At 63.3% G+C, this 13,692-nt stretch carries 17 protein-coding genes; 3 read left to right on the top strand and 14 right to left on the bottom strand.

Annotated features, from left to right (window positions below):
- Positions 1 to 212: 212 nt before the first annotated feature.
- From V7R84_RS13795 to V7R84_RS13780, 4 genes are all read right to left on the bottom strand, one after another.
- Positions 213 to 572, bottom strand: coding sequence for a type II toxin-antitoxin system VapC family toxin (locus V7R84_RS13795; protein ID WP_338570009.1), 360 nt, complete (start codon positions 570 to 572; stop codon positions 213 to 215).
- On the bottom strand, positions 572 to 811 hold the full coding sequence (locus V7R84_RS13790) for an AbrB/MazE/SpoVT family DNA-binding domain-containing protein (protein WP_338570007.1): 240 nt from the start codon (positions 809 to 811) through the stop codon (positions 572 to 574). Before V7R84_RS13790 ends, V7R84_RS13795 begins: the two co-directional genes overlap by 1 nt.
- A 382-nt stretch (positions 812 to 1,193) precedes the next feature.
- The gene (locus V7R84_RS13785; protein WP_338570006.1) at positions 1,194 to 1,976 is read right to left on the bottom strand and encodes a hypothetical protein; all 783 of its coding nucleotides are present in this window, start codon (positions 1,974 to 1,976) and stop codon (positions 1,194 to 1,196) included.
- Positions 1,973 to 2,695, bottom strand: a complete 723-nt coding sequence (locus V7R84_RS13780; RefSeq protein WP_126379746.1) for an ABC transporter ATP-binding protein — start codon at positions 2,693 to 2,695, stop codon at positions 1,973 to 1,975. The genes V7R84_RS13785 and V7R84_RS13780 overlap by 4 nt, the downstream gene beginning before the upstream one ends.
- Positions 2,696 to 2,824: 129 nt before the next feature.
- Between V7R84_RS13780 and V7R84_RS13775 the strand changes: the two genes are divergently transcribed.
- Together V7R84_RS13775 and V7R84_RS13770 are read left to right on the top strand one after the other, a co-directional pair.
- A complete protein-coding gene (locus tag V7R84_RS13775) occupies positions 2,825 to 4,012 on the top strand; it encodes a sensor histidine kinase (RefSeq protein ID WP_338570000.1) in 1,188 nt (395 codons plus the stop codon).
- On the top strand, positions 4,006 to 4,662 hold the full coding sequence (locus V7R84_RS13770) for a response regulator transcription factor (RefSeq protein WP_338573916.1): 657 nt from the start codon (positions 4,006 to 4,008) through the stop codon (positions 4,660 to 4,662). Before V7R84_RS13775 ends, V7R84_RS13770 begins: the two co-directional genes overlap by 7 nt.
- 187 nt (positions 4,663 to 4,849) lie before the next feature.
- Here V7R84_RS13770 and V7R84_RS13765 read toward each other — a convergent pair whose 3' ends face one another.
- Positions 4,850 to 5,362 (bottom strand): LytR C-terminal domain-containing protein, encoded by a 513-nt coding sequence (locus V7R84_RS13765; RefSeq protein ID WP_338569997.1) that lies wholly within the window; start codon positions 5,360 to 5,362, stop codon positions 4,850 to 4,852.
- Between the two features lie 11 nt (positions 5,363 to 5,373).
- Positions 5,374 to 5,667 (bottom strand): type II toxin-antitoxin system VapB family antitoxin, encoded by a 294-nt coding sequence (locus V7R84_RS13760; protein WP_338569995.1) that lies wholly within the window; start codon positions 5,665 to 5,667, stop codon positions 5,374 to 5,376.
- A gap of 218 nt (positions 5,668 to 5,885) precedes the next feature.
- On the opposite strand from V7R84_RS13760, the gene V7R84_RS13755 reads away from it, so the two are divergent.
- Positions 5,886 to 7,472, top strand: a complete 1,587-nt coding sequence (locus tag V7R84_RS13755; RefSeq protein WP_338569992.1) for a helicase HerA-like domain-containing protein — start codon at positions 5,886 to 5,888, stop codon at positions 7,470 to 7,472.
- Between the two features lie 91 nt (positions 7,473 to 7,563).
- Here the strand turns inward: V7R84_RS13755 and V7R84_RS13750 are convergent, their stop codons facing one another.
- The 8 genes from V7R84_RS13750 to V7R84_RS15520 form a co-directional block, all read right to left on the bottom strand.
- The gene (locus V7R84_RS13750; protein WP_338569973.1) at positions 7,564 to 8,763 is read right to left on the bottom strand and encodes an ABC transporter permease; all 1,200 of its coding nucleotides are present in this window, start codon (positions 8,761 to 8,763) and stop codon (positions 7,564 to 7,566) included.
- Positions 8,760 to 9,404: an ABC transporter ATP-binding protein gene (locus V7R84_RS13745; protein ID WP_338569971.1), complete on the bottom strand. Its 645-nt coding sequence runs from the start codon at positions 9,402 to 9,404 to the stop codon at positions 8,760 to 8,762. The genes V7R84_RS13750 and V7R84_RS13745 overlap by 4 nt, the downstream gene beginning before the upstream one ends.
- Positions 9,401 to 10,138, bottom strand: a complete 738-nt coding sequence (locus tag V7R84_RS13740; protein ID WP_338569990.1) for a hypothetical protein — start codon at positions 10,136 to 10,138, stop codon at positions 9,401 to 9,403. The genes V7R84_RS13745 and V7R84_RS13740 overlap by 4 nt, the downstream gene beginning before the upstream one ends.
- A 501-nt stretch (positions 10,139 to 10,639) precedes the next feature.
- Complete coding sequence (locus tag V7R84_RS13735) at positions 10,640 to 10,945, bottom strand: hypothetical protein (RefSeq protein ID WP_338569988.1); 306 nt, start codon at positions 10,943 to 10,945, stop codon at positions 10,640 to 10,642.
- Positions 10,946 to 11,016: 71 nt separating this feature from the next.
- On the bottom strand, positions 11,017 to 11,607 hold the full coding sequence (locus V7R84_RS13730) for a hypothetical protein (protein ID WP_338569986.1): 591 nt from the start codon (positions 11,605 to 11,607) through the stop codon (positions 11,017 to 11,019).
- 914 nt (positions 11,608 to 12,521) lie between these two features.
- The gene (locus V7R84_RS13725; RefSeq protein WP_338569984.1) at positions 12,522 to 12,692 is read right to left on the bottom strand and encodes a hypothetical protein; all 171 of its coding nucleotides are present in this window, start codon (positions 12,690 to 12,692) and stop codon (positions 12,522 to 12,524) included.
- Between the two features lie 442 nt (positions 12,693 to 13,134).
- Positions 13,135 to 13,497, bottom strand: a complete 363-nt coding sequence (locus V7R84_RS13720) for a hypothetical protein (RefSeq protein WP_338569983.1) — start codon at positions 13,495 to 13,497, stop codon at positions 13,135 to 13,137.
- Complete coding sequence (locus V7R84_RS15520; protein ID WP_412728063.1) at positions 13,490 to 13,672, bottom strand: transposase; 183 nt, start codon at positions 13,670 to 13,672, stop codon at positions 13,490 to 13,492. Before V7R84_RS15520 ends, V7R84_RS13720 begins: the two co-directional genes overlap by 8 nt.
- Positions 13,673 to 13,692: the final 20 nt, after the last annotated feature.

Below are 13,692 nucleotides of genomic sequence, written 5' to 3'. Positions count from 1 at the left end.
TTTGTGCCGAGAGAATGGCGGCTCACCCGGGGGTCCTGATCCAGGCGACGGCCTTGGTCAGGACGAGGTAGGCGATGGTGGCCACGGCCAGGACCTCGACCCTTCCTCATCCCACAGGCACGCTCACCACCAGCCTCACCCCCACCCCACGCCCAAGTCCGAAAAGCGCTCTTGTCTCGGTGAGCAATACCTAGTGACCTCGCTTGGCCGGGTCAGCGGATCTGGATGATCGGAGGCTGGTTGCCCCAGGCGCGGTCGGCGGTCAGGACCGGGACGGCGAGGCGGTGGCCGAGGGCGAGGCAGAGCTGGTCTCCCAGGCTCAGCGTGGGGTGGTCCTGCCACAGCGTTGCGGCTGTTTCGGCGTCCTCGGTGGTCACGGGTTCGAGGACCAGCCCCAGCAGTGAGACCGCCGAACGGATGTCGCCCAGCCCGACTCCTCGGGCAGTCAGTTTCTGGACGACCTCGGCCCAGTTCGCGGTGCTGCAGCAGCAGGGCATGTGTTGTTCGACCTGATCGGCGCCCGGTTCGCCGCCGAACCAGGCCAGCAGAGCCGAGGCGTCCAGGACCACCATCACTGCTCGGCTTCGGTCTGCCGACGGCGGTCCTCAAGGAGTTCCTCGACGACCCCGGTTCCGCGGATCCGTGCCCGCACCCGTTCCAAGGCCGCGCGGGGTGTGGACGCGACGAGTTGGCCGCCCTCCAGGGTGACCGAGAGCACGTCCCCCTGTCGCAGGCCCAGTCTTTCCCTGAGTGCCGCGGGCAGCACCACCCTGCCCCGATCTCCCACGCGAAGCTCGAATGTGGTACTCATGATTTAAGAGTACCATCGGCGCTGGAGGGTGGGTGTCTCGGTGATTCCGACCCAGATCCCGTCCGAGTCGCTGGGGGACGTCTTCCGCCTCTCTTCTCTGAGGCCTCCACGCGGCTGCTTATCGCTTCTGGGGCCGGACGACGCTACGCCGTCAGCCAGGAAAATCCTCGAGGTCCCCTGTGCCGGCCGGGCGCACGTGGGTGAGGACCCATCCCGGTGAGCAATCACCTGATGGGTTGGTCCCGTCGGTGTGGTTACGGCGGCGTATTGATCTCGACTGTGAGAAGCCGGACAATTCCATGCCCGCCCCGGTAGAGCGCACCGACGCGAAAACAGGTGGTCCCGGGTACCGGCCCGGGACCACCCGCTGCGGGGATGGGGACTATTTCGCTTCGGCGCGGTGGTTCAGCCACAGCCCGATGGCGAGCGGGACGACGATCCAGACGACGGCGCCCACGGTGAACTGACCCCACAGTGTTGCATCCGGGGTCTGTCCGCCCGCTTGTGCCGAGAAGATTTTTTGCAGGCTCACCCCGGGGGTCTTGAGCCAGGAGGCGACCTTCGCCGGGATCTCGCCGAACAGCCCCAGCGTCTCCAGCATGATGGGGCCGGCCATGAAGATCGCGACCGTCAGGGCGGTGTTGCGCAGCAGCAACGCCAGGGTGAAGGCCACGGTCACGTCGAGCAGGAAGGCCCCGATGAACTCGAACCAGCGCGCCCAGTGGAACTCCCAGGAGGCCTCAAGGCCGTGTACCGCGGCACCGGCGGCGTTGAACACCACCCACGACAGCTGGCAGGCCATCCACACCGCGAGGGCCACCCCGAGCGAGACGAGGGCCTTCGCCGCGACGACGCGTTCCCGGCGGGGTTCGACCACGAAGGTGGTCAGGGCCCCACGCTGGGCCCATTCGGAGGTGACCGGCAAGATGACGATGACGGCGGTGAGTATCGAGGTCACGGCCAGCGGAAGGAACAGGAGGTCGGTTCCGGTGGCGGCCTTGATCAGGTCGGGGTAGGCGGCGATGGCTCCGATGGTGGCCAGGGCCAGGACCGCGGCCGTGAAGATCGAGAGCACGAGTGCCGCCCGGGTGTTCACATATTTGCGGGACTCTGCCTTGACGAGGTTGCTGAAGCGAACCCGGGTGGGGACTGTGATGGCGGTCATACGAAGATTCCTTCGCGAGCGGTGGTGGTGGTGAGGTTGAGGAAGGTGGTTTCGAGGTTGGCGCCGTCGGCGGTCAGGTCGTCGATGCTGCCCTCCGTGAGGATCCTGCCGTGGCCGATCATGACGATGCGGTCGGCGATCTGCTGCACTTCGTGGAGCAGGTGGGAGCTGAGCAGGACGGCGCCACCGGCGTCGGCGAAGCGCCGCAGCACGGTGCGCATCCAGTGGATGCCCTGGGGGTCGAGGCCGTTGGCTGGTTCGTCCAGGATCAGCACCCGGGGCGAACCGAGGAAGGCCTGGGCGATGCCGAGGCGCTGCCTCATTCCCAGCGAGTAGGCGCCGACCCGTTTACGGGCCTCCGCGGCGGTGAGCCCGGCGAGTTCGATGACCTCGTCCACCCGGGACCGGGGTACCCCCATGGCGGTGGCCGCGGTCCGGATCGTTTCGCGTCCGGTGCGTCCGGGATGCTGGGCGGAGGCGTCCAGCAGGACACCGACCTGGGCGCTCGGGTTGGGGATGTCACGGTAGCGGCGCCCGTCGATCAGGGCCTCGCCCTCGGTGGGGAAGGCGAGCCCGGTGAGGCACCGCATGGCGGTGGATTTGCCGGCGCCGTTGGGGCCGAGGAAACCGGTGATGCTTCCCGCCTCGACAGTGAAACTGATGTCGTCGACGGCGAGGACGTCGCCATAGCGTTTGGTGAGGTTTCGGAAGGTGATCATGGCTTCAGCCAACCCGGGCCAGCTGGGCTGGCGCCACGGGTGAAGGTCTGGTGTTGTGGCGACTGAAGTCGGCGAGGTTTCGACTTTCGATGGGCGGAACAGCCACGGGGCATTGCCTAGGGTGAAGCCGTGACCTCCGAATACCGACTCGGCGCGTGGGCGTTGATCTGGCGCTACCTGCTGGCTCTCGGCTGGGTGCTGCCGTCGTTCGCCGCCCCCCTGGTGGGTCAGGACCTGTCCCGGGAGCTGCCCCCGGCCTTCCACAACTTCCTGGTCCTCGAGCTCCTCGGTGTGATCGCCGCCGTGGTGCTGATCCGGTTCCGGAGGCGGGCCCCGATGCTGGTGGTGGTGTCGCTGAGCGTGCTGAGCTCGGTCACGGTCACGCTGGGCGGCTTTTCGTCCTGGGGGGTCGCCAGCCTGTGTACCCGGCGGCGGTGGAAGGAGATCCTCCCGGCCGGGGCCGTCTTCATCGGGTTCCAAATCTTGTCCGACCCGGTTCGGCGGGGTCTGGGGCTGCCCGCGGTCACGGACCTGCGGGTGGGCGACGCACCGCTGCAGGTGCCGTGGCCTCTGATCGTCAGCGGCGGGGTGTTGCTGCTCTACACGGTGGTGCTGGTGGCGATCGGCATGTACACCGGGGCCCGTCGGGAGTTGATCGCTTCGATGCGGGCCCAGGTGGAGCAGGCCGAACGGGAGCAGCAGCTGCGGGTCGCCCAGGGGCAGGCCGCCGAACGCCAGCGCATCGCCCGGGAGATGCACGACGTGCTGGCCCACCGGATCTCGCTGGTCAGCATGTACTCCGGGGCGCTGGCCTACCGGGACGACCTCAATCCCGGGCAGACCCACGAGATCGCCGAGACCATCCGGGAGAACGCCAACCTGGCGCTGACCGAGTTGCGGGGCGTCCTCGGGTCGCTGCGGGGGCAGGACGGGGACCGGCCGCAGCCCACCCTCGCCGACCTGCCGGGCCTCATTGCCGACAACCGGGCTGCCGGGCTGCGGATCGAGTTCAGCGGCGTGGCCCTGGAGGGGCTCTCGCCCGCGGTGAGCCGCCACGCCTACCGGATCGTGCAGGAGGGGCTCACCAATGCCCGCAAGCACGCGCCGGGGACCAAGGTTGAGGTGCGGCTCAGCGGCGACCCCGACTCCGGGTTGCGGATCGAACTACGCAACCTGGTGAACGGACGCGGCGCCGCCGTCCCCGGAGGCGGCTATGGTCTACTCGGGCTGGCCGAGCGGACGGGCCTCGTTGGCGGCTGGATCGAGCACGGAATTCGGGACGAAGTTTTTCAATTGGAGGCGTGGATGCCATGGTGAGGGTGGTGCTGATCGACGACGATCCCCTGGTGCGGGCCGGTCTCAAGCTGATGCTCGGGGGACACGAAGGGGTCGATTTCGTCGGCGAGGGCGGCGACGGCTCCGAGGCGGCGGCCCTGGTGGCCGAACACCGACCCGACGTGCTGCTCATGGACATCCGCATGCCAGGCAAGGACGGGCTGACGGCGACCGAGGAGCTCATGGCCCACAAGGACGCGCCGCGGGTGGTGATCTTGACCACCTTCGACTCCGACGACGCGGTGCTGCGGGCCCTGGCGGCCGGGGCCGCGGGCTTTCTGCTCAAGGACACCCCGCCGGACCGGATGCTGGAGGCCATCAAACAGGTCGCGGCGGGGGAGCACACCCTCTCGCCCAGCGTGGTGTCCCAGGTCATCGCGGCCGCGACCCGGTATCGGGGTGATCCCCGTCGGGAGGATGCGCGGGCGGAGCTGGCTGTCCTGAATACCCGGGAGAAAGAGGTCGCGATCGCGATCGGGCGGGGGATGACAAATGCCGAGATCTCGGCCCGGCACTATCTCAGCCTCGCCACTGTCAAGGGTGTCGTGACGCAGATCTTCGACAAGCTCGGTCTGACAAACCGCGTCCAGGTCGCGATCAAGGTGCACGACGCCGGATGGGCCGACGACTGAGTGGCCCGTTCCGGCTGGGGGTCGTCGAACAGCACACGGTCTGTGAAGTACCTCGTCGCATCATGAAACCGCTTGTGTGCGTGTGGCGGGAACTATGAACACTCAGGGATTGCTTCCTGCTGTGGCGTGACATACCCGACAGTCCATCGCCTCGCACCGTGGAGTGGAGTGCCGCGGAGACGGGTTTTCAGCTGGGCAGCGCGGAGGGAGACGGGCTCGGGGCCAGGCAGATGGTGCCGGATTCGACCGGAACCTCGGTCAGTCCGGATTCCGTCAGACCTGTGAAATCGGAGCCGACCAGAACGTCGACGGTGCCGTTGATCCGGGAGTCGGTCTCCACGGTGGCGTCATTCAGATAGCTTGCGACCAGTTTCGCCGCGTCGGTGTTGTTTTCACCACTGCGGATGATGGTTTTCGTGACGCGTTCCTTGGTGTTGGTGGTCTTCGCCACCTCGAATCCCGCCGTCTTCAACGCCTGTGAGACTTTCGAGCCCAGGCCGCTGGTGAAGCCGCCGTTGTAGACCAGGACCGTGACCTGATTCGGTGTGAGTGTGCTCACCTGTTGGGTGACGCACGGGGTCGGCGGCGGGGTGGGGAGCGGCGCGGTCAAGGCGTTCCATCCCAGGTTCGCCCCCCAGATCAGGAAGATGAGCAGACCGATTAACAGGGCCGGGGTGGCGAGGAGTCGGAAGACGCGCACGATTCAGGCTCTCACGAGAGTTCCAGCACGCGGGCGTGCATTGTCTGGCGTTGCTGCAGCGCGGCGCGCAGAGCGCGGTGGAGACCGTCCTCCAGGTACAGGTCGCCGCCCCAGGAGACGACGTGGGCGAACAGGTCGCCGTAGAAGGTCGAGTCCTCCTCCAGCAGGGCCTCGAGGTCGAGGGTGCGTTTTGTCGTGACCAGCTCATCCAGCCGCACCTGATGCGGAGCGATGGCTGCCCACTGCTTCTGGACGTAGCCATGGTCCGGGTAGGGGCGGGAGTCGCCGACACGCTTGAAGATCACACCGGTCAGTTTAGCCATCATCGTGCCAATCGGCCCACCGGCATATAACCCGGGCAACACCCTCCTGTGTGGGGTGTCGATCAACAGGTCACGTGGGACAGGAAACTTCTCGCCACCAGGCGGGTCGCGGCGACGAAACGCCCCGCGTTGGAGTGTCCTCGCATCCCGCCCGGGGTGTCCTGGCCGGGAACGGTGCCGATCAGTGCTTCCCTAGGGGGGTGAGTGAAGAACTGGTGGCAACGATTCAGGCCGGATACGGGTTCGACGGTGAGGCGGTGCAGCTGGGTGTGCTGATGGATGGCGCCCCCGTCGTCGAGGCCCCCATCCGCATTCCGCTGGCGATGTTCAACCGGCACGGGCTCGTCGCCGGGGCCACGGGCACCGGCAAGACCAAGACCCTCCAGCTGATGGCCGAGGCCCTCAGCAAAGCGGGTGTGCCCGTCTTCGCCGCCGACATCAAGGGCGACCTGTCCGGTATGGCCTCTCCTGGGGCGACGAGCGAGAAACTGGCCGCGCGGGTCGAGGCGCAGGGGCAGCCGTGGGAACCGAAGGCCGCGCCCTGCGAGTTCCTGGCGCTCGGCGGGCAGGGCACCGGCATTCCGGTGCGGGCGACGATCTCGTCGTTCGGCCCGATCCTGCTGTCGAAGGTACTGGGACTCAACGAGGTGCAGGAGAGCTCCCTCGGGCTGGTGTTCTACTACGCCGACAACAACGGCCTGCCGCTGCTCGACCTCAAGGACCTCGTCGCGCTGCTGAAATTCCTCACCTCCGACGACGGCAAGGACGAGTTGAAGGAGATCGGTGGGGTCTCGGCTGCCACGGCAGGGGTGATCCTGCGTAACCTCGTCGGCCTTTCCGAGCAGGGCGGTGACGTGTTCTTTGGGGAACCCGAGTTTGAACCCTCGGAGCTGTTGCGCGTCGCCGCTGACGGACGCGGGGTCGTCTCGTTGCTGGAGCTGCCCGACCTGGCCTCGCGACCCGAGATGTTCTCCACCTTCCTGATGTGGCTGCTGGCCGACCTGTTCGGTTCTCTTCCCGAGATCGGCGACGCCGACAAACCGAAACTGGTGTTTTTCTTCGACGAGGCGCACTTGCTGTTCAAGGGTGCCTCCAAGGCCTTCCTCGATTCCATCACCCAGACCGTGAGGCTGATCCGCTCCAAGGGGGTGGGGGTGTTCTTCGTCACCCAGACCCCTAAGGACGTGCCCGAGGATGTCCTGGCGCAGCTCGGCAGCCGCGTGCAGCACCAGCTGCGCGCCCACACCCCCAACGACGCCAAGGCGTTGAAGGCGACGGTGTCGACTTACCCGAAGTCGGGCTACGACCTGGAGGAGGTGCTGCAGGGCCTCGGGATCGGCGAGGCGATCGTCACCGTCATGAACCCCAAGGGCTCACCTACCCCCGTCGCCTGGACCCGGTTGTGGGCTCCCGAGACGTCGATGCAACCCACCGACGCCGCCGCGATGCAGCAGGCGGTGGCGGCCTCGCCGCTGATGGCGAAGTACGGGCAGGCCATCGACCGCGAGTCGGCCTACGAGATCCTCACCGCGAAACTGGAGGCCGGCGCGAAGGCAGCTGAGGAGGAACGGCAGCGCGCCGAGGCGGAAAAGGCCGAGGCCGAACGTCGCGCCCAGGAGGAGAAGGGACAGCGTCAGGCGGAACGCTCGGAGGGACGGTCGTCGGGATCGGGTCGCGGTCGCACCTCAGCGGTGGAACGGATCGCCAGTCGCGGCATCATGCAGGTGATCCGCACCGTCACCCGGGAGATCGTCCGGGGCCTGTTCGGCACGGGGAGGCGGCGTTAGGGGCCGCTTCCCGCCCCCGTGTGCTGATTGACCCGGGCTGCGAGGAGCAGCCCGGGTCCGAAACCATGGCGAGGGTGTCCGGGGCCGTGTGTCAGATCTGACGCAGGAGCGTGTCCGTGTCGACGCGCAGCAGTGTGGCGGCTCTGCGACCCGCGCCGGCGATGAAACCGAGCGGCACGGCGATCAGTGGTACCGCGACCACCCAGGCCTGGGCCAGCAGCGCCCCGGGATCCATGCTGAAGCCGGCCACCGACGTCAGCAGGGACGGCAGTGCAGCCAGTGCCGTGACTACCCCGACGCCCAGGAGCACCCCGATGGCCGAGACGCACAGCGCGAAGATGAGGGCTTCCAGCAGGTAGAACCTCACGATCGCCCGTCGCGTCCATCCCAGGGACCTGAACAACCCGATCTCCTCGATGCGCGATGTCATCCACGCCCCCGCCACGTATGTGCCCGCGAAAAGTGCCCCGAGGACGGTGACGAAAAGCACCAGCACGGAGGCCACCGCGAGTCCCTGTTGGGCCCTGTCGAGCTGGATCCCGGAGCCGATGGCGCTGCGGGTGCCGTAGCCCAGGTCCTCCACCGACTTCTGCACCTTCGCGACATCGTTCACGTCTCCGACGTAGAGGTAGATGGAGCTGTAGCCAGGCGTGTCTGGTGGCAGTGCTGCCGCTTGGATCTCGTTGAACTGGGAGGAGTTGATGAACACCGCCTCCGGGGGCTCTCCCTGGATGGTTTCCGGGTCGTAGGTGCCGATCACCGTGAAGTGTTTCGCCTCGCCCGTTCCGCTGGTGGAACTGACCGCCCGCGTGACGTTGACCTCGATCGTCTTTCCCACCAGGTTTTCGTGTTTTCCGGGTACCAGCATCTGACCGGGTTCCGGGAAAGTGGCGGGATTGCTGTGGGCGTCTTTCATTCGGTCGTCGAACGGGTTGCGGGGCATCAACCACCACGGCCCTGCGCCGTCTTCGGAGTCGGCGATGTTCGCGGGCGGGTCGATTCCTGATATGCCCGACGGGAACACGTGCTCCACACCGTCCAGTTTCCCCAGTTGTGTGACCGCGTTCGTGTTCAACGGTGGACTGTTCGGCCCGCTGTAGCCCTGGATGACCTCGATCTCCTTGGCTCCGAGGCTTTCCGTTAATCCTCGGGATGTGCCGTGGGTGGCCCCTCGGGCCAGCCAGGACAGGACAACCGTTGCCAACACCAGGAGCAACACCAGCACCGCGATCAACCTGTGCCGCCGCACGGTCCTGGCCAGGCTGCGTCTGACCAGGGCGAAGGCGCTCATAGGATGGTTCTCCTTCCTCGGAGAGCAATCGCACGATCCGCCGCCGCTGAGATGGCCTCCTCGTGGGTCGCGACGACGACCGCGCAGCCCCGGTCAGCCAGATCCCGCAACGCCCGCCGAACGCAGGAAGCCAGGTGGTCGTCGAGGCCCGTGGTCGGTTCGTCCAGCAACAGGACCTCCGCCTCCATCTGCAGGGCCCTCAGGATGCACACCCGGCGTCGCTGCCCGCCGGAGAGCTTGTTGATCTCGGTGTCGTGGAATTCATCGATCCCCAGGTTTCTCCTGACCTCCGCGAGCCACGGAGCGGGAGCGCGGGAGCCGGGAGCGATCTCCAGGTTCTCGTTCACCGAGAGCCAGGGAAACAGGTAACTCGACTGGTGGACGATGCCGATCGCGTGACGCCTGAGGCCGGCCCGGCCGTCCTCGTCCAACCGGCTGAGGTCCTGCCCCGCCACCTCGACGACACCCTGATCCGCCGTGGTCAAGCCTCCCAGGATGTTCAACAAGGTGGTCTTCCCACCGCCGGACGGCGATACGAGCGTCACCAATTCGCCGGCGTCGACCCAGAAATCGAGATCCTTGAGCACGACGTTTTCGCCATACGACTTCGTGATGCCGTGACACGCGATTCTGGTCGTCATTTAATTCCCCAAACAGAGCTCAGATAGTAGGCGAAGGTTGAATCGAGGCTGCATTTCTCGGGGCTGTCCTGATCCGCCATCGCCAAACGTTCAACATTGTCACAGGTGGTAAGTCCCTGCAATCTCTCCTTGGTGTCTTCCTCCTGTTGCGTGGAGAGATCGGGATGCATTGCGCCACGTGCTGAGGCCGCCCAGATCCGAAGACTTGTGGAGTGTTCGGCATCCGCCACGTCGCTGAGGGGGTCGATCCCCCGGGCCTTGGCGGTTGCCACCCACTCGTCCACGTTGGCGACACCCCATTTCATACCGAGAACACGATAAACGAGTGTATCGCCCACTGCCCCGTCGGGGAGATTCTGCGGGACGGCAATTCTTAGTGGTGAAGCATGGTCGTCCAGCTGGAGTGCAGCGTCTGCGGTCATGAGGCAGGAGCGCACCCTGCCAGAGGGACAGCCGGATGCGGTAATTTCCGCATAGTGTTTGAGTACATCCGAGCGTTCGGCGTCGTCCAGTTTGTTTGCGGAACGCAATATTACGGCCCGCATCAGGCGTGCGCTAAGTCCGTCAAACTGGGAGGTTGTGGTGGCAAGATTCACGACCTCATCCATGGAGGTCTCGGTTTTGTCGTTGAAGATCTCCTTGGTTCGCTCCTTCATCATGCAGAATGCGATGTGGGTCTGCCCCAAGGCTCCGATGGGCTGCGTTTCAGCGGCAGCCATTTCGTGTGTGTTCATGCGGCTGATCTATATTCAACCAAGGCTGCAACTGTGAACTCTCGCGCTCAGTGTGCTTTGATATCCACAACATCTTCTCCGCGGCAAGGGCGTCTTCAAGAGAATTTTCCGTAGCCGTCTTCGCAAGGTCGTCGTCGGTTTTGATCTCTATCTTGAGTTGGGCCCGCAGACCCATCGGCTCCTTCGTGGGGGAGATTTGTGTGAAAGGGGTCAGGGCGAGGAAGAGGATCACCTAAATCTTAGACGTTGATGGTCTTGGATATGGTCTGATAGCTTCAGCGAGGCTTGTTCACAGCTCTCTTTGAGCGTGCGCTTACTGGGGATTTTCCTGGCCGGCGCGCTGTCTGTTAAATAAGCCTCGTTGAACCTTTTCGTAATACGCTGCTGTCGGGCTCAGGTGTCCCGTCCGCCACCACTCCATGGATAGGCCTCTAGAGCAATGATTCGCTGATCTTGTGAGCGAGAAGCTTTGACGAGACCATCAGGCCGAGAGGCAGAGCGTCAGGGTCGAATCCGAGAGGATGTGGATCTGGCCTGGCGAATGGTCATAATGGCAGAAACTGTGAGCGTAGCGATAAGTGCGGGCATAAATTTTTCTGTTCCCCATTGTGCTCCAGCGATACCAGCCATCAAGATCAGAGAGCAAACGATAGTGAAATTTGTGCTATATGCGATGTTTTGCGCTACAAAAGTCTTGTATGCCATCGCGGCAGTCAGTCCTACGATGAGCACGGATGCCATGATTGTCGCACGCGGAATCGTGATCCACGAGATTGCCGTCATGATGGTGGCCAGGAGAAATACCATGCAGATAATGAAGATGACAACCTGTGGGAAGTGCCGTTGTCGCAGTTCCCTTGTTGACAGACCGGATTGTTTCATGATGCAACCGACGTAGAACACCAGGCTGCTGCCGCGGCAAGCGAAGCCACCAAGCCGATTGCGCCACCCCGAATTGCCGACCGGCCAACCACGCGCAGGAGCCAAGAGGCCACTTGAGCATACTTCGCCCTTGCTAGAAGACCCCTGATAGCCCCGTCGATGAGCATGGTTCCTGCGCCGGGAACCGCGATGTTGAGTACGCATTTGCCCCACTCCCCGCTGCCGAATTGGTGCTGGGGGCTTGCTCCCTTCCCACTTGTTCCCTTGTCCTCCGAACCCGGGAACACATACTTCCCGATCGGGACATTGAACCTTTCCGCGATACGTTGCAGTTCAGCCTCAGGTGCCCCGTCCTGCCGGACGGCCTCTACATTAACGCTCCACCTGCCCTCAGAATCCTGTTGAAGATAGCGTTCAAAAATGGTTGTAACCTCAGCCTCCACAGCCTGGAGATCGACATCTTCCTGCACAAGACTCGGAACCGACGCATCCTCGGGAACAGTGACGGCCGAAGCAGGAAGCATCGCCTGCCCACACGACATCGTCGCAACAAGAGCCGTCGTCGCCAACATCTTCTTGAACCTCACCGGAATCTCCTCATCCTCTCTTCTTGAGGCCTACCCACGAAACGGAAGTCAACGACCTTTCCCCACGGGTTCAGCACACGCACGAGTTCAATGGCGCACCACCCACCCCTGAGATCCACAGCCGCATCCCCTCGAGAAAATCAGCACTTCCACGTTGTCGCATCCTTGCTTCAACCAGCACCACAAAGCAGATCCACTCAGATCCCCTGTTAAACCGGAATTGCGATGCGAAATGCCGTGCGACAGGTCTCGGTGAAATTTTGTTCTCACCACGCTACCCCGCCGACACCATCCGGCAGTAGTAACTATCGGCCAATCACCTTACGAGAGGCTCTACAGGTGGTGGATGTACCCGAGCCGAAACCCGCACTGAGGTTGCCCGCTGGATCGAGGTGGTCCACAAGAAGCCTCGACCACACTCGTCACTGGGATACCAGTCGTCAGTCGAGTTCGAGCACCGCCATACATCTTGACCGTGACCAGGCCCGATGACTTGTGCGAACTGAGCCGCACCGCTTGTTCCGGAAACCTGTCCGGAAGTAGGATCCCGTATCCTGACCGGGCACATCGTCTGGAGCCCTCGAACCGTCAGCGGGTGGTGTTCATGATGCGAAGGCCCTCACGGAATCCGAATTCCTCACGGCACTTGATGTCACGATGCATATTGGCGGCATCTTCGTCACCGCGTCCCGATGTACGTCTTGCCTCATGTCAATAGGTCCGGGAATGATTGACGTTTGCTTCACGTGAAAGGTCCGTGTGATTCAGGCTGTGTGGACTGCTATAGGTTTTGTGGATGGTAGTGAAAAACTTGGATTATGGTTTAGGCTGCCGTTTTGGTTTTCCTCCATTCCTGATGGACTTCGTTCGGGGTGCGGTACCCGATCGCGGAATGAAGTCTGGTCTGATCGCAGTCAGTGTTCAATCCACGATGTCACCTCTTTGATTGCTTTTCTTCTGGTGTGGTAGATCCTGCTGGTTGACGAGTTCTTTCCTGCGCGGGTGGCGTTGAATGACTCTGCTGCTGCGTTGTCGTAGCACACGCCGGTTCTTCCTGCCGATGCGAGGAGGTCATACTTGTTCATGGTGGCGGTGTAGTCAGCGGACGTGTACTGCGATCCCTAGACTCGACATGAAAAATCGTCACACCCTTGATGGGCTGGCAGTTCCGAGCCGCCAATTTTGCAGAGCTTTTTGGACCAATTCGGTTCGCATGTGTCCCTGCTATGGCGTAGCCAACAATTCTTTTCGAGTAGGCAGCCCCGTCACAGCCTGCCGGGTACACGAATCCTTCCCGGGCGAGAAGCATATGGGTGATGTCACCCACCAGTTTCCGGAACTGGTGCATCTGCTGTGAAGTTCCTTTCGATCAGGTCGAGACGCCCTGCCAGGTCGGCGGCAGGCACGGTAGTTGTGGGCCTTGGGGCGGGGCTGACACGCCACCAGACCCTCCAGGCTGCATGAGCCGGCGCACCGTCTCCGGACTGGTCGCAACACCACCCGCATTCCAAGGCTTTGTGGACCCGTCTATAACAGGTGGGTTTGTTTGGAGTCGTTGAAGAAATACGTCACAAAAATGGCGAGTTCCTCTGCGGCGCTTTGTGGGATGTCTGACATGCCCCTGTTGCGCCAGGCGTAATAGCCTGAATGTGACACCTCCAGACAGTGGCACATCAAACGGGTTGGGTAGTTGCCTTCTTCGCGGTGGATGTACGCGTATCGTGCTTTTACCGGGACTCCTGCGTGAAGAAGGCCGCCGCTTTTTTCAAGAAATCGATCCCCCGTCCGGGCCTCACGCAGCTCGGCTTTGATTTTCTTGTACTCGGCAAGCTGGGTCGCCGTCATTTCCTCACCCTCAATACCGGAATGGATTTTCCTCCACTTATTCACCCAGCATCCTCACGGTTTGCGGGACCAGACCGTAGGACTTTGCCACATCGCTGATCGTGCGGGACTTCTCAATGACCTCCAACACGACCTGCTGTTTGAACTCTTCGCTGAACCTTTGATGCGGACACGATACAGATTTTACCTCACATGCTCGATTAAACCTGTTTTTCGTCACTGTCCACGAAACATGTAGCA

The organism is Arachnia propionica, from assembly GCF_037055325.1.
GTDB lineage: Bacteria > Actinomycetota > Actinomycetes > Propionibacteriales > Propionibacteriaceae > Arachnia.
The sequence above is the reverse complement of the archived record's forward strand: the minus strand, read 5'-3'. Positions and strand labels throughout refer to the sequence as shown.

Excerpts from the sequence above, each read along its gene's own strand:
- V7R84_RS13795 (WP_338570009.1), bottom strand. The coding sequence starts at position 572 with ATGGTGGTCCTGGACGCCTCGGCTCTGCTGGCCTGGTTCGGCGGCGAA.
- V7R84_RS13725 (WP_338569984.1), bottom strand. The coding sequence starts at position 12,692 with ATGAACAAGTATGACCTCCTCGCATCGGCAGGAAGAACCGGCGTGTGC.
- V7R84_RS13735 (WP_338569988.1), bottom strand. The coding sequence starts at position 10,945 with ATGGTATTTCTCCTGGCCACCATCATGACGGCAATCTCGTGGATCACG.
- V7R84_RS13790 (WP_338570007.1), bottom strand. The coding sequence starts at position 811 with ATGAGTACCACATTCGAGCTTCGCGTGGGAGATCGGGGCAGGGTGGTG.
- V7R84_RS13740 (WP_338569990.1), bottom strand. The coding sequence starts at position 10,138 with ATGAACACACACGAAATGGCTGCCGCTGAAACGCAGCCCATCGGAGCC.
- V7R84_RS13770 (WP_338573916.1), top strand. The coding sequence starts at position 4,006 with ATGGTGAGGGTGGTGCTGATCGACGACGATCCCCTGGTGCGGGCCGGT.
- V7R84_RS13780 (WP_126379746.1), bottom strand. The coding sequence starts at position 2,695 with ATGATCACCTTCCGAAACCTCACCAAACGCTATGGCGACGTCCTCGCC.
- V7R84_RS13750 (WP_338569973.1), bottom strand. The coding sequence starts at position 8,763 with ATGAGCGCCTTCGCCCTGGTCAGACGCAGCCTGGCCAGGACCGTGCGG.
- V7R84_RS13745 (WP_338569971.1), bottom strand. The coding sequence starts at position 9,404 with ATGACGACCAGAATCGCGTGTCACGGCATCACGAAGTCGTATGGCGAA.
- V7R84_RS13785 (WP_338570006.1), bottom strand. The coding sequence starts at position 1,976 with ATGACCGCCATCACAGTCCCCACCCGGGTTCGCTTCAGCAACCTCGTC.